Origin of the sequence: Paracoccus marcusii, assembly GCF_006151785.1 — a bacterium.
Taxonomy (GTDB): domain Bacteria; phylum Pseudomonadota; class Alphaproteobacteria; order Rhodobacterales; family Rhodobacteraceae; genus Paracoccus; species Paracoccus marcusii.
Map to the genome: position 1 here is coordinate 1 of NZ_VDDD01000069.1, position 18,932 is coordinate 18,932.

Here is an 18,932-nt window from a genome sequence, read left to right on the forward strand (position 1 = left end):
CGCAGCGCGGCCAGCGCCGCCTCGACCGCGCTTGCGTCGCGTTCCGCGCGCCAGGCGGCCAGGCGGCCGACCTGATCGGCCTCGACCGCGGGGTCGACGACCATGATGCCGCCATCGCCCGCCGTCAGCGGCGAAGGCTCGGCCTGCTGCCAGCGGTTGACGCCGACCACGACCGTCTCGTTCGTCTCGATCCGGCCAAGGCGGGCCGCGTTCGATTCGACCAGCCGCGCCTTCATGTAGTCGATGGCCGCGATCGCGCCGCCCATCTGGTCCAGCAGCGCCAATTCGTCCCGAGCGCCCTGCTTGAGGGTTTCGACCTTGGCGGCGATCACCGGATTGCCGTCGAACAGGTCGCCATATTCCAGCAGGTCGGTCTCATAGGCCAGGATCTGCTGCATCCGCAGGGACCATTGCTGATCCCAGGGCCGCGGCAGGCCCAGGGCCTCGTTCCAGGCGGGCAGCTGCACCGCACGGGCACGGGCGTTCTTGGACAGCGTGACAGCCAGCATCTCCAGCAGGATGCGATAGACGTTGTTCTCGGGCTGCTGCTCGGTCAGGCCAAGGCTGTTGACCTGCACGCCATAGCGGAACCGACGATATTTCTCATCCGCGATGCCATAGCGGTCGCGGGTGATCTCGTCCCACAGCTCGGTAAAGGCGCGCATCTTGCACAGCTCGGTGACGAAGCGGATGCCCGCGTTCACGAAGAAGCTGATCCGCCCGACCATCTCGGGAAAGCTGTCGGCGGGCACCTTGTCCCGCAGATCGTCCAGCACGGCCACGGCGGTGGCCAGCGCATAGGCCAGCTCCTGTTCCGGCGTCGCCCCGGCCTCCTGCAGGTGATAGCTGCAGACGTTCATCGGGTTCCATTTCGGCAGGTGCTGCCGCGTGTAGGCGGCGATGTCGGTGATCATCGCCAGCGACGGCGCGGGTGGACAGATATAGGTGCCGCGCGACAGGTATTCCTTGATCAGGTCGTTCTGGACGGTGCCTTGCAGGCGGCTGACATCGGCCCCCTGCTCCTCGGCCACGGCGATATACAGCGACAGAAGCCACGGCGCGGTCGCGTTGATCGTCATCGAGGTGTTCATCTGCTCCAGCGGGATCTGGTCGAACAGCGCGCGCATGTCGCCCAGATGGCAGACGGGGACGCCGACCTTGCCGACCTCTCCGCGCGCCAGGATATGATCGCTGTCGTAACCGGTCTGCGTGGGCAGGTCGAAGGCCACCGACAGGCCGGTCTGTCCGCGCGACAGGTTCGTCCGGTACAGCGCATTGGATTTCGCCGCCGTGGAATGGCCCGCATAGGTGCGGAACAGCCAGGGTTTGTCCTTGTCGGCCATCATGCCCTCGCAAGAAAATGTTATCATGAGTATCGATACAGACACAAAGCTGCGTCGTCAATTCGCCGCAGCGCGGCGCGTTTCTGATCATTCCGACATATTGTTGCGCACAATGGTGCCTGATAGTTGCATTGTTGCTTTTCATGTCGTAGGACAGGGCAAATCGGCGCGGTGATTCTGCACTGCGGCACAGGACAGGAGAAAGACGATGGCTCTCGACGCACCCACCCCGATCGCGCCCTACGACGCCCCGGTCAAAGACCTGTACGCCGTGGGCGAGATGCCCCCCCTGGGCCATGTGCCTGCGCGCATGCATGCCTGGGCGATCCGCCGCGAACGGCAGGGAGAGCCCGATCAGGCGATGCAGCTGGAGGTCGTGGACACCCCGGCCATCGACAGCAACGAGGTGCTGGTCCTGGTGATGGCGGCGGGCGTCAACTATAACGGGATCTGGGCGGGCCTGGGCAAGCCGATCAGCATGTTCGACGTGCACAAGCAGCCTTATCACATCGCCGGATCGGATGCGTCGGGGATCGTCTGGGCGGTGGGCGACAAGGTCAAGCGGTGGAAGGTCGGTGACGAGGTCGTCATCCACTGCAACCAGGACGACGGCGACGACGAGCATTGCAACGGCGGCGATCCGATGTTCTCGCCCACGCAGCGGATCTGGGGATACGAGACGCCGGACGGCAGCTTTGCCCAGTTCACCCGCGTACAGGCCCAGCAGCTGATGCCCCGGCCGCGCCACCTGACCTGGGAGGAATCGGCCTGCTATACGCTGACGCTGGCCACGGCGTACCGGATGCTGTTCGGGCACGAGCCGCATGAGCTGAAGCCGGGCATGAACGTGCTGGTCTGGGGCGCGTCGGGGGGCCTCGGCTCCTATGCGATCCAGCTGATCAACGCGGCGGGCGGCAACGCCATCGGGGTGATCTCCGAGGAGGACAAGCGCGACTTCGTCATGGGGCTGGGCGCGAAAGGGGTCATCAACCGCAAGGAATTCCGCTGCTGGGGGCAGCTGCCCACGGTGAACACGCCGGAATACAAGGAGTGGTTCAACGAGGCGCGCAAGTTCGGCGCGGCGATCTGGGACATCACCGGCAAGGGCAACAATGTCGACATCGTCTTTGAGCATCCCGGCGAGGCGACTTTCCCGGTCAGCACGCTGGTCTGCAAGAAGGGCGGGATGGTGGTGATCTGCGCAGGCACGACCGGGTTCAACTGCACCTTCGACGTGCGGTACCTGTGGATGCATCAGAAGCGCATCCAGGGATCGCATTTCGCGCATCTGAAGCAGGCCAGCGCCGCGAACAAGCTGATGCTGGAACGCCGCCTGGACCCCTGCATGTCCGAGGTGTTCCCCTGGGCCGAGATCCCGGCCGCGCACATGATGATGCTGCGCAACCAGCACAAGCCGGGCAACATGGCGGTGCTGGTCCAATCGCCGCGGACCGGGCTGCGCACCTTCGAGGATGCGCTGGAGGCCGGCCGGCGCTGACCTGCGTCCCGCGACGTGCCGGGGGGCCTGCCGCCCCTCGGCCCCCCCCGCGCGGCGGTGCATGGGGTCAGACCTTGCGGTCGCCCTCTCCGGCGCGGCGGCATTTCCATTCGCGAACCTGTTCGGTCGGATGGGTGGCCACCCATTTCGCAAGCTCGGACTGGCTCTGCAGCATGCAGCTGAACAGGCCGTTCCGTTCCTCGAACAGCAGGCTGTGATCGCTGCAGCGCTGTGGGTCGGCGAGCAGGCAGGTGACGAAGAACAGCTCGATCATCGCGTCTCTCCTGTTGGGGTGCCCGCAGGCACGGTGCCCGGGGCGGAAAAGTTGCGCGGCGCTTTGCCTTGGCCGCGAAGGCAGGCTAAGGGTCTGGCATGAACAGTCCCGTCCCCGCCCCGACCCTTTCGCCCGATCAGGCCGATGCCTGGGATACGCTGGCCGAAACCTTCGGCGCGGCGGGCATCGACATCATCGCAGAGGAACTGCATCCGCCACAGTCGGGAAAAGGTCGCGTCATGGCGGTCATCGGCAAGGCCGGATCGGGCAAGACGCTGATGCTGTCGCAGATCACCAAGGCCCTGCTGGAGGCGGGGGTCGAACTGATCAGCCCAGATTACGAAGGGCGGCGCCGCAAGGACCGGCGCAGCGTCGCCATCCTGGCGCCGACGAACAAGGCGGCGTTCGTTCTGCGCATGCGCGGCGTGCCGGCCACGACGATCCACCGGATCCTGTACACCCCGGTCTATGATCCGCAATACGAGAAGATCGCCGAATGGCTGACCGGGGCGGCCGAACGCCCGGTCATCGCGGAACTGTCGGACACGGCGCTGGACCGGGCCAAGGCGTTCTATGACCAGCATGCCTCGATCCCCGGGGCGCTGGCCACGGCCGGGTTGCGCGGGTCGGATTTCATCCGCGGCTGGACCAGGCGCGAGGAGGGGCTGGACGTCGGGCTGATCGACGAGGCCTCGATGCTGGACGAGAAGCAGTTCGAGGACCTGCGCGAGATCTTTCCCGTGCTGGTCCTGTTCGGCGACCCTGCCCAGCTGGCCCCGGTCGGCCAGTCCGGAGAGATGGTGTTTGACAAGCTGGCGCCGGCGCAGCGCCTGATGCTGAGCCGCATTCACCGCCAGGCCGACGACAACCCGATCCTGGACCTGGCCCATGCTTTGGCCGACGATCAGCTGGGCTTTGACGATTTCGAGCAGATGATCCGCGATGCGGCGCGCAAGGACGACCGCGTGGTCTGGGCCGAGCGGGTGGAAAGCGACCTGATGGCGCGCAGCCCGGTCCTGGTCTGGCGCAACGCGACGCGCATCCGGCTGATCCATGCCTTCCGCACGGCCTTCGGCGCGCCAGGGGACGCGCTGCTGCCCGGAGAGCCGCTGATCTGCGACGGGCTGGAGCTGCCGCTGAAGCATCGCAAGAAGCGGATCGATCTGGAGGCGCGCGGCCTGATCAAGGGAGCGCAGGTCGTCTATCTGGGGCCGGGCCGCAAGCCGGGCTTTTCGCGCCTGCACGTGATCGGGGCCGAGGACCCGCGCCTGTCGGCTGCCAGCATCGTCAAGATCGAGATGCCGGACGAGGACGAACCCTTCATCCCCTTTGCGGCGCGGATGGGCGCGGCCTTTCTGCACGGGGCGGCGGTCACGATCCACAAGGCGCAGGGCAGCCAGTGGCCCGAGGTGCAGGTGTTCGGCCCTGACATCAGCGCCGCCGCCTGGTCGAACCGGTCCGAGGCCGGAGTCCAGCTGTGGAAGCGGCTGACCTATGTCGCCATCACCCGGGCGCAGGAGCGGCTGTACTGGGTGACCAAAGCACGGCTGGCGCGTCCCGCAGGGCCGTTGACGACGGACGATCTGGCGGCCCCGTCAGCGCCCCTGGCACTGGACGCCGAGGAGGCGTGATTGCGTCCCGCGACGCCGGGGGGCTGCCGCCCCCCGGCCCCCCCGCGGTCAGCGCGATGATCGGTCGGGGGGCGTCTGGCGCTGGATGGACAGGCGCAGCGCTTCGGTCAGGGCCTCCTGCGGAATGCCGGTTTCATGGGACAGGCGCATGACGCCGAAATGGACGCGGGCCAGTTCCTGGTAGTAGCGGGCAAAGGTATAGTTGATGGACGCGCCGACGACCGCGCCGAAAACCGGCGCCGCCTGCGCCGCCATCTTCTGCCCAAGCGAGACGGACAGGCGCGGGGCGACCTTGCTGACCATGCTCTGCACCGTCTGGCCGGTCACCGACAAGCGCGCGGCCAGCATGCCCAGGTCGGTCTGATCGTCATCGGCCATCGGACCCGCGGCGGCGAAGATGCGCAGGCATTCCAGGCGCACTTCTTCGCTTTCGGGATCAAGGCCGTGTTCGGCGGCGATGTCCAGCATGGCGCGCAGCAGCAGCGTGACCGTGAACGGCAGTTCGACCAGCGCGCCCGCGAAACCGCCGACCCCGCCCGCCGCACCGCTGACGGTCGAGGCCATGCGGTTGAACCAATCGCCCCGGTCCCGCACCACCTTGCGCGACTGGCTGGCGGCACCAAACGCCCGCGTCAGCGCGGCCCGCGTGACGCTTTCCAGCCGCGACCGTACGAAACCCGGCAGGCGTTCGATCAGCCCTTCGGCGCCGTTGCCGATGCGGGACATGATCTGCATGCCCAGACCCCCGGCCTCCAGATAGCGCAACGCCAGACGATCGATCTGGGCGTGCAGCGCCGAATCAGTGATGGGGGGCAGGACGAGGGGTTTCGGTTCTGTCATCAGCGGGCCTTTTCGGAGGGTCGACCTGGGTGCAAGCCGTGGGGTCCGGCGCGGGCGGGTCTGCAGGGGGCCGGGTCTCTTGCTGGACGGGGCCTGCCACGTTAACCCATGCATCCGGCCGAAGTTCCAGCCCCAGCACCCGGTCGGGGTTCGTGGGCGGCGGCATCACCACATCGTCAAGGCGCTGAAAGCCGAAACGGCTGTAATAGGGCGCGTCGCCCACCAGCAGGACCCGGTCGAACCCCATCCGGCGCGCGCGCGTCAGGCTGTCGCGCATCAGTAGCCCGCCCAGACCCTCTCCCTGCGCGGTGGGGTGCACGGCGATGGGCCCCAGCAGCAGCACTGGCCGGTCGTCCACGCGCACCGGCCAGAACCGGATCGCGGCCATCAGCGTGCCGCCCGCATCGCGCAGCACAAGGCACAGTTCGGCCACCCGCGGCACCCCGTCGCGCAGGCGATAGGACGACAGCGCGGTGCGACCCGGCGCAAAGCACAAATCGTACAGGCCCTCGACCTCGGGTTCGTCGGCGGGCGTCTCGGGGCAGATCTCGTACATCGCGCCTCCTTGCTGTCGGGCGGGCGTTTAGCACGGGTGCAAGGCGGGCGAAACATTGCGTCGCGCGAAAAAGCGGGGCAGGTTGGCGCCCGAACCCACAAGGAGGCCGCCCATGTTCTATCGCCCCGAAGCCGGACACGGCCTGCCGCACAATCCCTTCAACGCGATCATCGCCCCCCGCCCGATCGGCTGGATCTCGACCCGCGGGTCGCAGGGCGACAACCTGGCGCCCTACTCCTTCTTCAACGCCGTGGCCTATGTCCCGCCGCAGGTGATGTTCGCCTCTACCGGTGCCAAGGGCGACCGACCCGGCACCAAGGACAGCGTGGCCCAGATCATCGAGACCGGCGTTTTCTGCGTGAACATCGCCACGGGCGATCTGCGCGACGCGGTCAACGCGACATCGGCCCCGCTGCCCGCGGGGGCCAGCGAATTCGCAGCCGCCGGGATCGAGGCCGCCGATTGCACCACCATCGACTGTCCGCGCGTGGCGGGCGCCGCGGCGGCGTTGGAATGCCGCATGACCCAGATCGTGCCGCTGGCCGGCCAGGCGAACTTTGCCGTTTTCGGCGTGGTGACCGGCATCCACATGCGCGACGATTGCGTCGTGGACGGGCGGTTCGATCCGCGTGCCGCGGGCGGCTGGATTGCGCGTCTGGGATACAAGGATTATGCCGCGGTGACCGATCTTTTCGAAATGGACCGCCCTGCATGAGCCGCACCGTCAAGGACTATGTCCGCTCCATCCATGATTTCCCGCATGAGGGGATCATCTTCCGCGACGTGACTACGCTGTTCGCGGATGCGCGCGGGTTCCGCATGGCGGTGGACCAGATCCTGCACGCCTATGCCGGGACCCGCATCGACAAGGTCGTGGGCCTTGAGGCGCGCGGCTTCATCCTGGGCGGCGCGGTGGCGCATCAGCTGTCGACCGGCTTCGTGCCGATCCGCAAGAAAGGCAAGCTGCCCGGCACCGTCATCTCCGAGGCCTATCAGCTGGAATATGGCGAGGCGATCATGGAGATTCATGACGACGCGCTGAAGCCCGGCGAAAAGGTCCTGATCGTGGACGACCTGCTGGCCACCGGCGGCACGGCGGCGGCGGCGATCACGCTGTGCCGCCGCCTTGGCGCCGAGGTCATCGGCTGCGCCTTCGTGATCGACCTGCCCGAACTGGGCGGGCGCCGCGTGCTGGAGGGCATGGACATGCCGGTCCACGCGCTCTGCGACTTCGAAGGCGCCTAGGCCAGCACCGCGCCGGGGTTCATGATGCCAAGGGGGTCCAGCGCCCCCTTGATCGCCCGCATCGCCGCCAGCCGCGCCGGATCGCCCCACCGCGCCAGATCGGCGGCCTTGAGCCGCCCCACGCCATGTTCGGCCGAGAACGACCCGCCACGCGCCACGACCATTTCGTGCAGCCTGCGCGAAAGGTCGCGGCGGATGGTTTCGTAGTCGTCGTGGGTTCGGCCCGCCGCCGGGAACAGGTTGTAATGCAGGTTGCCGTCGCCCAGATGGCCGAAGCAGTTGACGCGCATGTCCCCCTGCCCCGCCAGCCAGGCCCTGGCATCGTCGATGAAGCGGGCGACCTCGGACAGAGGCAGGCTGATGTCATGGCTGGCGATCGCGCCGATGTGCCGGTTGGCCAGCGGGATATGCTCGCGCAGCGCCCACAGGTCCGCGCCCTGCTGGCCCGATTGCGCGATGACGCCGTCATGGACCAGACCGGCCTCGGTCCCCGCGGTGAACAGCCCCTCCAGCGCCGCGTCGGCCGACAGGCCCGCGGGCAGGCCGACCTCGATCAGAACCAGCCAGTCGGGCCGCGTGTCGAACGGCTGGCGCATGTCAGGAAAGGCCGCGTCCAGGAAATGCAGGCTCTGGCCCGAGATCAGTTCGAAGGCCGTGACGCCGCCCGCCATGCGGGCCTGCGCCAGTGACAGCAGCGACAGGGCGGCGGCGGGGCTGTCCACGATCAGCATCGCGACCCCGGTCTCTGCAGGCACCGGCGCCAGGACCAGCGACGCGGCGGTGATGATGCCCAACGTCCCCTCGGCCCCGATCAGCAGGTCGCGCAGGTCGTATCCAGTGTTGTCCTTCCGCAGGCGCTTCAGGTCGTGCATCACCGACCCGTCGGGAAGCACCGCCTCCAGACCCAGGCACAGCGCGCGGGCATTGCCGTATCGCAAAACGTTCACGCCCCCCGCATTGGTCGACAGCACGCCACCGATCTGGGCTGAGCCCTGCGAGGCCAGCGACAGCGGGAACTGCCGTCCCACACCCGCCGCCGCCTGCCGCGCCGCCTGCAGCGTCACGCCCGATTCGGCGATCATCACCCCTTCCTCGGCAAAGGTGTCGCGAATCGCTGTCATCCGCTCCATCGACAGGATTAGGGGCGCGGGACCGTCCGTCATCACCTGCCCCCCGACCAGCCCGGTGCCCCCACCGCGCGGCACCACCGGGACGCGCGCCTCTGCACAGGCGCGGATGATCGCGGCGCATTCCTGCGTGTCGCGGGGCGCCGCGACCAGGCCCGCCTGCCCGTGATACCGGCCCCGCGGTTCCTCGGTATAGGCGGGGGACGGGTCGCGCAGCACGCCCGCGGGCAGGGCCGCGGCCAGGGTCTTGTCGGCGGGGATCAGCATCAGCGCACCTCGGTCTTTCCGCGCCGGTCACTGCGCAGGTTGGCGTAAAGCACATGGTTGCGCCAGCGACCGTCGATCTGCAGATAGCTCTGGGCCACGCCCTCGTACTTGAAGCCCGACCGTTCCAGCACGCCCCGCGATGCGGCATTCTCGGGCAGGCAGGCGGCCTCGATTCGGCTCAGGTCCAGCGCGGTGAAGGCGTGATGCACCAGCGCCCCGATCGCCTCGCGCATATAGCCATGTCGGGCATGCTCCTGCCCGATCCAGTATCCGATGGTGCCCGATTGCGCGGGGCCGCGGCGGATGTTGTCCAGCGTGATCGCGCCCAGCAACGTGCCGTCGCGATGGACCAGGAACAGCGGAAAGGCCGTGCCCGCCCGCGCCGAACGGGCCGCCCAATAGACGCGGTTGGTGAAGCTCTTGCGTGACAGATGGTCAGGGGACCAGACCGGCTCCCACGGGGTCAGAAAGGCGCGGCTGTCATTGCGCAGCGTCCGCCACGCGCTGAAATCGGAATGCAATGGCAGGCGCAGCGCGATGCGTTCGGTATCCAGCCGAAAGGCACGGCGCCGCGCCAGGATCATGCGGCCAGCCGTTCAGCCAGGGCCTCGCGCGACGGCGCACCGTCCACCGGACCATAAAGCGCCAGCGCCGGGCGGGCATTGGCCAGCAGCGCCTCGGCATGCGCGCGCACGTCCGCGGCGGTGACCGCGACGATGCGTTCGGCAACCTCGGCCGGGTCCGGGACGCGGCCCCAGATCGCCAGGCTGCGCGCCATGCGTTCGGCCTGGCCCGACGGGCTTTCCAGCCCCATCAACAGTCCCGCCCGCAGCTGCGCCTTGGCGCGGGCGATCTCGGCCTCGGACATGTCGTCGGCCGCACGACGGACCTCGTCGATGGTCAGGGTCGCCAGATCGCCCAGATCCTCGGCGCCGGTACCGGCATAAATGGTCAGCATGCCCGTGTCGTCATGAAAACCCGACTGCGCGAAGATCGTATAGCACAGCCCGCGCTCCTCGCGGATCTTCTGGAACAGCCGCGACGACATCCCCCCGCCAAGCGCCGAGGAGAAGATCTGGGCGGCATAGAAATCGGGCGCCAGGTAACCCGGCCCCTCTAGCGCCAGCGCGAAATGCGCCTGCTCCAGCGGCTTGACGGTCCGGCTCTCCAGCCCCTGCCAGCGGGCCTGTTCGCGCGGACCCTGAGGACGCGGCACGATATGGCCCAGCACCTTTTCGGCCAACCGCACGATGCGGTCGTGATCGACCGATCCCGCGGCGGCCACGACCATCTGGCCGGGGCCGTAATTCTCGGTCACGAAACCGGCCAGATCGGCGCGGCCAAAGCTGCTGACGCGTTCAGCGGGGCCCAGGATGGTGCGGCCCATCGGCTGGTCCGGATAGGCGGCCTCCTGAAGCCAGTCGAAGATGATGTCGTCGGGCGTGTCCAGCGACTGCCCGATCTCCTGCAGGATCACGCCGCGCTCGACCTCGATCTCGCGTTCGTCGAAGACGGGGCTCAGGACGATATCGCTGATCACGTCGAAGGCCAGATCGACGTCATCCTCCAGCACGCGGACGTAATAGGCCGTCGCATCGCGCGAGGTATAGGCGTTGATATAGCCGCCCACATCCTCGATCGCCTCGGCGATCTGCAGCGCGCTGCGGGTTGCGGTGCCCTTGAAGGCCATGTGCTCCAGGAAATGCGCGATGCCGTTCTGGTCGGCGCGTTCATTGCGCCCGCCCGCGCTGACCCAGATGCCCAGGGCCGCCGAATGCAGGCCGGGCATCTGCCGGGTCACGATGCGTAGCCCGTTGGGCAGCGTTGTCAGGCGCGGGGTGGGGTCTTGGCTCACGCGGTCCTCCGTTCAAGGATCAGGGACTTAAGCGCGTCCACGTCGTTTTCAACCCGGGTCAGGCGCTCGGGCAGGTCGAACAGGTCCGCCATATGCGGCGGCAGGCCGGGGCGGTGGCCGATGGCGCGTTCCACCGCGTCGGGGAACTTGGCCGGATGGGCGGTGGCAAGCGTGACCATCGGCACGCCGGGCTCCAGATGGCGCTCGGCCACGGCGACGCCCACGGCGCTGTGCGGGCACAGGATCTCTCCGGTGCGCTCGCGCATGGCGCGGATCGTGTCCAGCGTCTCCTCCTCGGAGACGCGGCCCGAGGCGTATTGCTCGCGCAGGGCCTCCAGCGCGCCCTGGCTGATCGCGAAGCCGCCCTGTTTCAGCTCCTCCATCAGCTGCCGGATCGCGCCCGCGTCCTGGCCGTAGGCCAGATACAGCGCGCGTTCGAAGTTCGAGCTGACCTGGATGTCCATCGACGGGCTGATCGAGGGCTCGACCGCGCCCATGCGGTATTCGCCGCTGGTCAGCGCGCGGTGCAGGATGTCGTTCTGGTTCGTGGCGACGATCAGACGGCGGATCGGCAGGCCCATCCGGCGCGCGATGGAGCCCGCGAAGATGTCGCCGAAATTGCCCGTCGGCACGCAGAAATCGGTGGGCCGCATGCCAAGCGACGCGGTTGCGGTGAAGTAATAGACGATCTGCGCCACGACGCGGGCCCAGTTGATGCTGTTCACGCCCGCAAGCCCCACCCCGTCGCGGAAGGCATGGTCGTTGAACAGGTCCTTGAGCCGCGCCTGGCAGTCGTCGAAATGCCCGGTCACGGCCAGCGCATGGACGTTGGCGGCGGGGGGCGTGGTCATCTGGCGGCGCTGGACCTCGGACACGCGGCCATGCGGATACATGATGAACACGTCCACGTTGTCGATGCCGCGGAAGGCCTCGATGGCGGCCGATCCGGTGTCGCCGGAGGTGGCGCCCACGATGGTGATCCGCTGGCCCGACCGCGTCAGGGCGATCTGGAACAGCTGCGCGATCAATTGCATCGCGAAATCCTTGAAGGCCAGCGTGGGCCCGTGGAACAGCTCCAGCAGGTGATGGCCGGGGGCCAGCTGGACCAGCGGCGCGCGGGCATCGTGGCTGATGCGCGCATAGGCGCGGTCGATGGCGCCGCGCAGTTCGTCATCGCTGAAGCTGTCGCCGGTGAAGGGGCGCACCACGCGGAAGGCCACCTCCTCGTATGACAGGCCGTCCAGCTGCTCCAACCCCGCGAAGGCCAGGATCGTCTCTGGCAGGTACAGGCCCCCGTCGCGCGCCAGCCCCGACAGCATGGCCTGTTCGAAATTCAGCACCGGGGCCTGGCCCCGCGTCGAGACGTAACGCATCGGAAATCCTTCAGTAGCTGCGCTGCCTGATACGCCAGATCAGCGCCAGTGTCATCACCGCCCAAGTGGCCGCGATTAGGAACCACTGCACCGCATAGGACAGGTGGTTGTTGGGAATCCCCTCGATGGCCACCGGCAGGGGACGGGCGCCCTGGTTGTCGCCCTCGACGGCGCTGGCCACGACCAGCACGGGCAGCGTGTCCAGCGTCAGGGCCATCGCGTCCACGTCGCGGGCGAACCAGATGTTCTCGTCCATGTTCGGCGCCGGGGTAGAACTGCTGGCATCCTGCGGCCAGTGCAGGTTTCCCGTCACCTGCAGGCGGACGGGGGGCCGGTCGATGCGCCGCGCCTCCTGCGGGACGAAGCCCCGGTCCAGCAGGATCGCGCGGCCGTCATCGGTGACGAAGCGCGACACGATCTGATAGCCGGCGCCCTGTTCGCGGGTGTGGGACAGCACGTCGATCTCGGCCCCGGTGGTGGTGCCGCTGACCGTCACCGGCAGGTATTTCATCGACGGGTCGATCGCGTCCGGCAAGGGCACGGGATCGGCCTGAATGCCCGCGGTGATGTCTGCCAGCATGTCCTCCTTCCAGGCGCGGCGGTCCAGCTGCCACAGCCCCAGATAGATCAGGACGGCACAGCCGACGACGCCGAGGATTACGGGAAACAGATAGCGGCGCATGGGGCGCTCCGGGGGGCAAGGACAACGAAAAACGCGCGGGACGATCGCCCCGCGCGCCTTGAACGGTCACCGTCGGGGATCAGCTGCCCCAGACATAGATGACGGCGAACAGCACCAGCCAGATCACGTCGACGAAGTGCCAGTACCAGGCGGCGGCCTCGAACCCCAGATGCTGGTCCTTGGTCATCTGGCCCTTCTGGAAGCGCAGCAGGCAGACGGCCAGGAAGATCGTCCCGATGATCACGTGCAGGCCGTGGAAACCCGTCGCGATGTAGAAGGCCGCCGCATAGGCCGTGTCGGCCAGACCAAAGGCCGCGTGGCTGTATTCGTAGGCCTGCAGGCCGGTGAAGACCAGGCCCAGGACCACGGCGATCGCCAGGCCGTTGATGGTGGTGCGGCGGTCACCCTCATGCGCCCAGGCATGGTGCGCCCAAGTCACGGCCACGCCCGACAGAAGCAGGATCAGCGTGTTGATGAACGGCAGGTGCCAGGGGTCGAAGGTCTCGATGCCCTGCGGCGGCCAGACGCCGTCGGTGATGGGGCTGTTCTCGCCCATCGGGTACATCGCGTGCTTGATGAAGTTCCAGAACAGCGACACGAACAGCATCGCCTCGGACATCACGAACAGGATGAAGCCGTACTGCAGGCCGATGCGGACCACCGGAGTGTGGTCGCCCTGCTCGGCCTCGCGCACCATGTCGGCCCACCAGGCGAAGGCCACGTAGAAGGTGCCGACCAGGCCGATCGCGAACATCCAGGGGCCGGTCACCGGCACGCCCATGACGGTCACCTCTCCGGACATCCAGGCCACGGCGCCGAACAGCATGACGAAGACCGCGATCGCGGTCAGGAACGGCCAGACCGAGGCCGGTAGGATGTGATAGTCGTGGTTCTTTGCGTGCGCCATGTCGGATCCCCGTCGGCTCCCTCGTGTATTCGTCTTAGTTGATGGTGTCGGCCGCGCCGCTGTCAAGCGCAGCGCTGCGCGGCTCGGTCCGATGGAAGGTATAGGACAGCGTGATGTCGCGGACATGACCGGCGTCGCGGTCGTCCACCAGCTCGGGGTCCACGTAGAAGCTGACCGGCATCTCGACCCGTTCACCCGGCTGCAGCGTCTGCTCGGTGAAGCAGAAGCACTCGACCTTGATGAAGTAATAGCCCGAGACCTCGGGGGCGACGTTGTAGCTGGCCGTTCCGGTCAGCGGCACGTCGGAATCGTTCACGGCCTCGTAGAAGGCCAGACCGCTTTCGCCGATCTTCAGGTCCATGCGGGCCTGCATCGGGCGGAAGGTCCATTCCAGGTTGGAATCGGTGTTGGCGTCGAACCGGACGCGCACGACCTCGTCCAGGATCTGGTCCGATGCGGTCTCGGACACCTGCGTGGTGCCGCCGAACCCGGTCACCCGGCAGAACCAGTCATAGAAGGGCACGGCGGCCCAGGCCAGCGCGCCCATCGTGACGACGACGCCCAGCAGCATCGCGACGGTGCGGCCCTCGGGGCTCAGACGCTTCATTCGGTCACCTCCTGCACGGGGGCCTGGCCCTGGGCCGGGGCCTGCGGTTCCATCGGGGTCAGCGACACGCGCGGCTGGTGGTCGAAACCCTCGACCAAGCCGCCCTCCTGGACCTTGACCACGGTCAGGCCAAAGACCAGCGCGACAAAGCCCAGCAGCACGATGCCCAGCCCCACGTTGCGGGACCGGCGGCGGCGGTGGATCTCGTGTTCGGTGCGCAGGGCCATCACCAGCCTCCCATCCAGCTCTGCACCAGCAGGGCCAGGAAATGCAGGAACAGGTAATAGAGCGACAGCTTGAAGACGCGCCGTTCGACCAGATAACCGTCGGCGATCGCGGCGTCCTCGTCGCGGCGCAGAACCTGCCAGCCGCCGCGGATGAAGGCCGCGTTCAGCACGACCGCGACCGCCATGTAGAGCGGCCCGCCGACCGAGGTCACGCCCAGCCACAGCGCGAAGGGCGCCAGGACCAGCGTATAGGCGAAGATGTGGCGACGCGCGGCGCGGCGACCGTGGGTCACGGTCAGCATCGGGACGCCCGCGTTGTGATAGTCCTCCTTCATGAACAGCGCCAGCGCCCAGAAATGGGGCGGCGTCCAGAAGAAGACCAGGGCGAACATCAGAAGCGATTCGATGCTGATCCCGCCGGTCGCGCAGGCCCATCCGATCATCGGGGGAAAGGCGCCCGCGGCGCCGCCGATGACGATGTTCTGGGGCGTCCAGCGCTTCAGCCAGACCGTATAGACGACGGCATAGAAGAAGATGGTGAAGGCCAGGAACCCGGCCGCGAACCAGTTCGCCACCAGGCCCAGCATCATGACCGAGATGATCGACAGGACCAGCCCCAGGCCCAGGGCCGCGCTGTGCTCGACCCGGCCCGACGGGATGGGGCGGCTTTGGGTACGATTCATGATCGCGTCGATGTCGCGGTCGTACCACATGTTCAGCGCGCCCGAGGCGCCGCCGCCCAAGGCGATGAACAGCACCGAGCAGAAGGCAATGAAGGGATGCACGTCGACGGGGGCGACGAACAGACCGACAAAGGCGGTGAACACGACCAGCGACATCACACGCGGCTTCAGCAGCGCGACGTAATCGCGGAACTCGCCCTCGGGGGCGGCGTCATATGCGTTGATATCGGTCATCGCGCCTGCAATCTTTGTTCCTTGGCCGTGCCGGCAGGATGCCGCCACGGGCCTGGGTGGGTCCGACCTCAGTCGGCGCGGGCCAGGTCGACCTTGGCCGCCCCGTCCAGGCTGGCGGTCGGTGCGGGTTCGTCGCCCATGGTGCCGCCCTGCTCGGCGACCCAAGCCGCATAGACTTCGGGGCTGACGGCCTTGACGACGATCGGCATGTAGGCGTGGTTGATGCCGCACAGCTCGCTGCACTGGCCGAAATAGGTGCCTTCCTGCTCGACGTTGAACCAGGCCTGGGCGATGCGGCCCGGAACGGCGTCCTGCTTCACAGCAAAGGCCGGGATGGTCCAGGAATGGATCACGTCGCTGGCGGTCACCTGCAGCAGCACGGTCTGGCCGACGGGCACGACTACCGTGGTATCGGTCGCCAGCAGGTATTCGTCGGGGGCATAGCCGTTCTCGGCCAGCTCCTCCTCGGGCAGCATCAGCGAATCGAATGCGATGCCGTTGTCGGGATATTCATAGGACCAGTACCACTGGTGGCCGGTGGCCTTGATCACGACATCGGGATTTTCCGGCATCTCCTGGCTGCGGAACAGGATCGGCAGGGAGAAGGCGCCGATGGCCACCAGGATCAGCACCGGGACCAGGGTCCAGCCGATCTCCAGCGGGGTGTTGTGGGTGTATTTCGCGGGCACCGGGTTCGCTTTGGCGTTGAACCGGAAGATCACGAACAGCAGCAGCAGGCAGACGAAGACCGTCACGACCGTGATGATGATCAGCACGAAATGGTCCAGCCATTGCTGATCGCGCGCCAGTTCCGTGGACGCCGGCTGAAAGCCCATGCCCCTTGCGACCGGCTTGCCGATCGTGGGCAGATCGCCCAGCACGTCCTGTGCCATCGCAGTCCCGGCCAACATGCCCGCCGTCGCGAACCCTGTCGCTGCCGCGAATGCACGGCCCATCATCGCTTTTGCCATCATTCCATCCCGTTGCAGTGGCCCGGCCCCAATGACCGCAGGGGCTGCCGGGAGGCTGCCCCTTTTCCTTTCACAGTGACCGTTCTATGACCATATCTCGCCCTTACGGGCAAGACATACCTACAGCATTTCCCCGCCCGAAGGAAACGCGACCCCCTGCCGCGCCCGTCCAAAGGCCCGTCCCCGCCCGCCAACCGCCAGGAGATCCGCCATGACCCGCCCGTCCTTCGACCCGTTCTCGACCGATCTGGACCGGGACGGCGCGCTGCGGATCCTGCGCGATGCGGTGGCCGGCGCCGATGACGGAGAGCTGTTCCTGGAACGCAGCCAGCAGGAATCGCTGGTCTTCGACGATGGCCGGCTGCGCAATTCCAGCTTCATGGCCGGGCGTGGCTTCGGCCTGCGCGCAGTGCTGGGCGAGGTCACGGGCTATGCCCATTCGACCGACATCTCCGAGGCCGCGCTGCGCCGCGCGGCCGAGACCGCGCGCCTGGCCGTGGGCCGCGGCGGCGGAACGGCTGCGATGCGCCCCGCGATGGAGCCGGTGAACCTCTATCCTGCGATCGACCCGGCCGAGGGCATCTCGACCGCCCGCCGCATCGCGCTGCTGCGCGAGATCGACGCCTTTGCCCGCGCGCTGGACCCGCGGGTGGTGCAGGTGACCATCTCCATGGGCAGCAGCCTGCAGGAGATCGCCATCCTGCGCCCCGAGGGCGGACTTGCCACCGACATCCGCCCCATGGCGCGCCTGAACGTCGCGGTGATCGTCGAGAACAACGATCGCCGCGAAAGCGGCAGCGCGGGCGGCGGCGGACGTCACGGGCTGGAACAGCTGATGGCCCCCGACCATTGGCAGGGACTGGTCCACGAGGCGCTGCGCATCGCCCTGGTCAACCTGCGGTCGGTCCCCGCGCCGGCGGGGGTGATGGACGTCGTGCTGGGGCCGGGCTGGCCCGGCATCCTGCTGCACGAGGCCGTGGGCCACGGGCTGGAGGGTGATTTCAACCGCAAGAAGGCCTCCGCCTTTGCGGGCCTGATGGGCCAGCGCGTCGCGGCCCCCGGCGTGACCGTGGTCGATGACGGCACCATCGCGGGCCGCCGCGGCAGCATCAACATCGACGACGAGGGCACTCCGCCCGCCCGCAACGTGCTGATCGAGGACGGCATCCTGACCGGATACATGCAGGACCGCCAGAACGCGCGGCTGATGGGCGTGGCGCCCACCGGCAACGGCCGGCGCGAAAGCTTCGCGAATGTCCCGATGCCGCGGATGACCAACACCTTCATGCCGGGCGGCGACGCGGATCCCGCGGCGATCCTGGCCGACCTGCGCGACGGCATCTATGCGGTGGGTTTCGGCGGCGGCCAGGTGGACATCACCAACGGCATGTTCGTCTTCAGCTGCACCGAGGCCTATCGCGTCAGGAACGGTGTCGTCGGCGACCCGATTCGCGGCGCGACGCTGATCGGCGATGGGGCGACCGCGCTGCAGCAGGTGCGCGCCATCGGAAACGACATGGCGCTGGACCCCGGCATCGGCAATTGCGGCAAGCAGGGGCAATGGGTGCCCGTCGGCGTGGGCCAGCCCACGCTGATGATCGGCGGCCTGACGGTCGGCGGCTCGGCCGCCTGAGGGCGCGCGCTAACCGATTGTTAACCACCACGGGGCTATCCTGGGGCCGTCCTGCAGAAGGTGCCCCATGACCATCGGCCTTGCCCCTGCCCGTTTCGGCCTGCCCGCCTCGGCCGTCGACGACGACCTGTCCGTGCTGCGGCTGATCCGGTCGCGCCGCGTGGGCCCCACCACGTTCCACCGCCTGATCGCCGAACATGGCAGCGCCCGCGCCGCGCTGGAGGCGCTGCCCGGGATCGCGGCCCAGTCCGGCATCGCCGACTATGCCGTCTGCCCCGAAGGCGTCGCCGCGGCTGAACTGGCCGCCGGTCGGCGGGCGGGGGCGCGGCTGGTCCGCCATGACAGCGCCGATTATCCCGACAGCCTGCGCCAGATCGACGGCGCCCCCGCGATCCTGTGGGTCCGGGGCGACCCGGCCTGGCTGTCGCGCGACGTGATGGCGGTGATCGGGGCGCGCAACGCATCGTCCCTGGGGCTGCGCATGGCGCGCGGCATGGCCGCCGGGCTGGGAGAGGCCGGGTTCACCGTGGCCGCCGGGCTGGCGCGCGGCGTCGATACCGCCGCCCATGCCGCGGCCCTGCCCACCGGGACCATCGCCGTGATGGCCGGGGGCGTCGACGTCATCTATCCGGCTGAAAATGCCGATCTGGCCGCGCGGATCGCGGAATGCGGCGTGCTGGTGTCCGAACAGCCGCCCGGCACGGAACCGGCGGCGCGGCATTTCCCGACCCGCAACCGCATCGTGTCAGGCCTGTCACAGGGCGTCGTGGTGATCGAGGCCGCGCAACGGTCTGGCACCCTGATCACCGCCCGGAACGCGCTGGACCAGGGACGAGAGGTCATGGCCGTGCCCGGACATCCGATGGATGCACGGGCGGCGGGCTGCAACGCGCTGATCCGCGACGGGGCGACGCTGGTGCGCAGCGCCGCGGACGTGGCCGACGCGCTGGCGCAGACCCGGCCCCTGCCCGCGCCCGTC

Annotated in this window: 20 protein-coding genes; 6 read left to right on the forward strand and 14 right to left on the reverse strand. The window is 68.1% G+C overall.

The annotated features are described in order from the left end of the window. Positions 1 to 1,343: methylmalonyl-CoA mutase family protein (locus FHD68_RS11505; protein ID WP_139085742.1), on the reverse strand; the 1,343-nt coding region annotated here is incomplete at its 3' end. 208 nt (positions 1,344 to 1,551) lie between these two features. Here FHD68_RS11505 and ccrA point away from each other — a divergent pair. Next, positions 1,552 to 2,841, forward strand: a complete 1,290-nt coding sequence (ccrA, locus tag FHD68_RS11510) for a crotonyl-CoA carboxylase/reductase (protein WP_046001395.1) — start codon at positions 1,552 to 1,554, stop codon at positions 2,839 to 2,841. Between the two features lie 67 nt (positions 2,842 to 2,908). Here the strand turns inward: ccrA and FHD68_RS11515 are convergent, their stop codons facing one another. Further along, positions 2,909 to 3,115, reverse strand: a complete 207-nt coding sequence (locus FHD68_RS11515; protein ID WP_139085736.1) for a hypothetical protein — start codon at positions 3,113 to 3,115, stop codon at positions 2,909 to 2,911. A 98-nt stretch (positions 3,116 to 3,213) separates the two neighbouring features. Here FHD68_RS11515 and FHD68_RS11520 point away from each other — a divergent pair, with 98 nt between their 5' ends. Further along, a complete protein-coding gene (locus FHD68_RS11520) occupies positions 3,214 to 4,746 on the forward strand; it encodes an ATP-dependent DNA helicase (protein WP_127899089.1) in 1,533 nt (510 codons plus the stop codon). A gap of 48 nt (positions 4,747 to 4,794) precedes the next feature. Here FHD68_RS11520 and FHD68_RS11525 read toward each other — a convergent pair whose 3' ends face one another. Both FHD68_RS11525 and FHD68_RS11530 read right to left on the reverse strand, forming a co-directional pair. Continuing rightward, positions 4,795 to 5,586 (reverse strand): EcsC family protein, encoded by a 792-nt coding sequence (locus FHD68_RS11525; RefSeq protein WP_127899090.1) that lies wholly within the window; start codon positions 5,584 to 5,586, stop codon positions 4,795 to 4,797. Then, complete coding sequence (locus tag FHD68_RS11530) at positions 5,546 to 6,142, reverse strand: GNAT family N-acetyltransferase (protein WP_127899091.1); 597 nt, start codon at positions 6,140 to 6,142, stop codon at positions 5,546 to 5,548. Before FHD68_RS11530 ends, FHD68_RS11525 begins: the two co-directional genes overlap by 41 nt. Positions 6,143 to 6,254: 112 nt before the next feature. Between FHD68_RS11530 and FHD68_RS11535 the strand changes: the two genes are divergently transcribed. After that, positions 6,255 to 6,857, forward strand: coding sequence for a flavin reductase family protein (locus tag FHD68_RS11535; protein ID WP_045982860.1), 603 nt, complete (start codon positions 6,255 to 6,257; stop codon positions 6,855 to 6,857). Then, positions 6,854 to 7,387, forward strand: coding sequence for an adenine phosphoribosyltransferase (locus tag FHD68_RS11540; protein WP_127899092.1), 534 nt, complete (start codon positions 6,854 to 6,856; stop codon positions 7,385 to 7,387). Before FHD68_RS11535 ends, FHD68_RS11540 begins: the two co-directional genes overlap by 4 nt. Here FHD68_RS11540 and FHD68_RS11545 read toward each other — a convergent pair. The 10 genes from FHD68_RS11545 to coxB form a co-directional block, all read right to left on the reverse strand. Next, positions 7,384 to 8,781, reverse strand: coding sequence for an FAD-binding oxidoreductase (locus FHD68_RS11545; protein ID WP_127899093.1), 1,398 nt, complete (start codon positions 8,779 to 8,781; stop codon positions 7,384 to 7,386). The genes FHD68_RS11540 and FHD68_RS11545 overlap by 4 nt on opposite strands. Next, the gene (locus FHD68_RS11550) at positions 8,781 to 9,362 is read right to left on the reverse strand and encodes a GNAT family N-acetyltransferase (protein WP_127899420.1); all 582 of its coding nucleotides are present in this window, start codon (positions 9,360 to 9,362) and stop codon (positions 8,781 to 8,783) included. Before FHD68_RS11550 ends, FHD68_RS11545 begins: the two co-directional genes overlap by 1 nt. Continuing rightward, positions 9,362 to 10,636, reverse strand: coding sequence for a M16 family metallopeptidase (locus tag FHD68_RS11555; RefSeq protein WP_280115171.1), 1,275 nt, complete (start codon positions 10,634 to 10,636; stop codon positions 9,362 to 9,364). Before FHD68_RS11555 ends, FHD68_RS11550 begins: the two co-directional genes overlap by 1 nt. Continuing rightward, positions 10,633 to 12,009, reverse strand: coding sequence for a threonine synthase (gene thrC / locus FHD68_RS11560; protein WP_127899094.1), 1,377 nt, complete (start codon positions 12,007 to 12,009; stop codon positions 10,633 to 10,635). The genes FHD68_RS11555 and thrC overlap by 4 nt, the downstream gene beginning before the upstream one ends. Before the next feature lie 10 nt (positions 12,010 to 12,019). Beyond that, positions 12,020 to 12,691, reverse strand: a complete 672-nt coding sequence (locus tag FHD68_RS11565) for an SURF1 family protein (RefSeq protein WP_127899095.1) — start codon at positions 12,689 to 12,691, stop codon at positions 12,020 to 12,022. A gap of 79 nt (positions 12,692 to 12,770) precedes the next feature. After that, complete coding sequence (locus tag FHD68_RS11570; RefSeq protein ID WP_045982855.1) at positions 12,771 to 13,598, reverse strand: cytochrome c oxidase subunit 3; 828 nt, start codon at positions 13,596 to 13,598, stop codon at positions 12,771 to 12,773. A 34-nt stretch (positions 13,599 to 13,632) separates the two neighbouring features. After that, the gene (locus tag FHD68_RS11575) at positions 13,633 to 14,205 is read right to left on the reverse strand and encodes a cytochrome c oxidase assembly protein (protein WP_127899096.1); all 573 of its coding nucleotides are present in this window, start codon (positions 14,203 to 14,205) and stop codon (positions 13,633 to 13,635) included. Beyond that, on the reverse strand, positions 14,202 to 14,432 hold the full coding sequence (locus FHD68_RS11580; protein ID WP_046001387.1) for a hypothetical protein: 231 nt from the start codon (positions 14,430 to 14,432) through the stop codon (positions 14,202 to 14,204). The genes FHD68_RS11575 and FHD68_RS11580 overlap by 4 nt, the downstream gene beginning before the upstream one ends. After that, positions 14,432 to 15,349, reverse strand: a complete 918-nt coding sequence (gene cyoE, locus FHD68_RS11585) for a heme o synthase (RefSeq protein ID WP_046001386.1) — start codon at positions 15,347 to 15,349, stop codon at positions 14,432 to 14,434. The genes FHD68_RS11580 and cyoE overlap by 1 nt, the downstream gene beginning before the upstream one ends. A 68-nt stretch (positions 15,350 to 15,417) precedes the next feature. Next, positions 15,418 to 16,323: a cytochrome c oxidase subunit II gene (gene coxB, locus FHD68_RS11590; RefSeq protein WP_084693889.1), complete on the reverse strand. Its 906-nt coding sequence runs from the start codon at positions 16,321 to 16,323 to the stop codon at positions 15,418 to 15,420. Positions 16,324 to 16,531: 208 nt separating this feature from the next. Here coxB and tldD point away from each other — a divergent pair, with 208 nt between their 5' ends. Together tldD and dprA are read left to right on the forward strand one after the other, a co-directional pair. Continuing rightward, positions 16,532 to 17,953, forward strand: coding sequence for a metalloprotease TldD (gene tldD, locus FHD68_RS11595; RefSeq protein ID WP_139085738.1), 1,422 nt, complete (start codon positions 16,532 to 16,534; stop codon positions 17,951 to 17,953). 67 nt (positions 17,954 to 18,020) lie between these two features. After that, positions 18,021 to 18,932 (forward strand): DNA-processing protein DprA (gene dprA / locus FHD68_RS11600; RefSeq protein ID WP_139085740.1); only part of this gene is annotated, 912 nt, incomplete at its 3' end.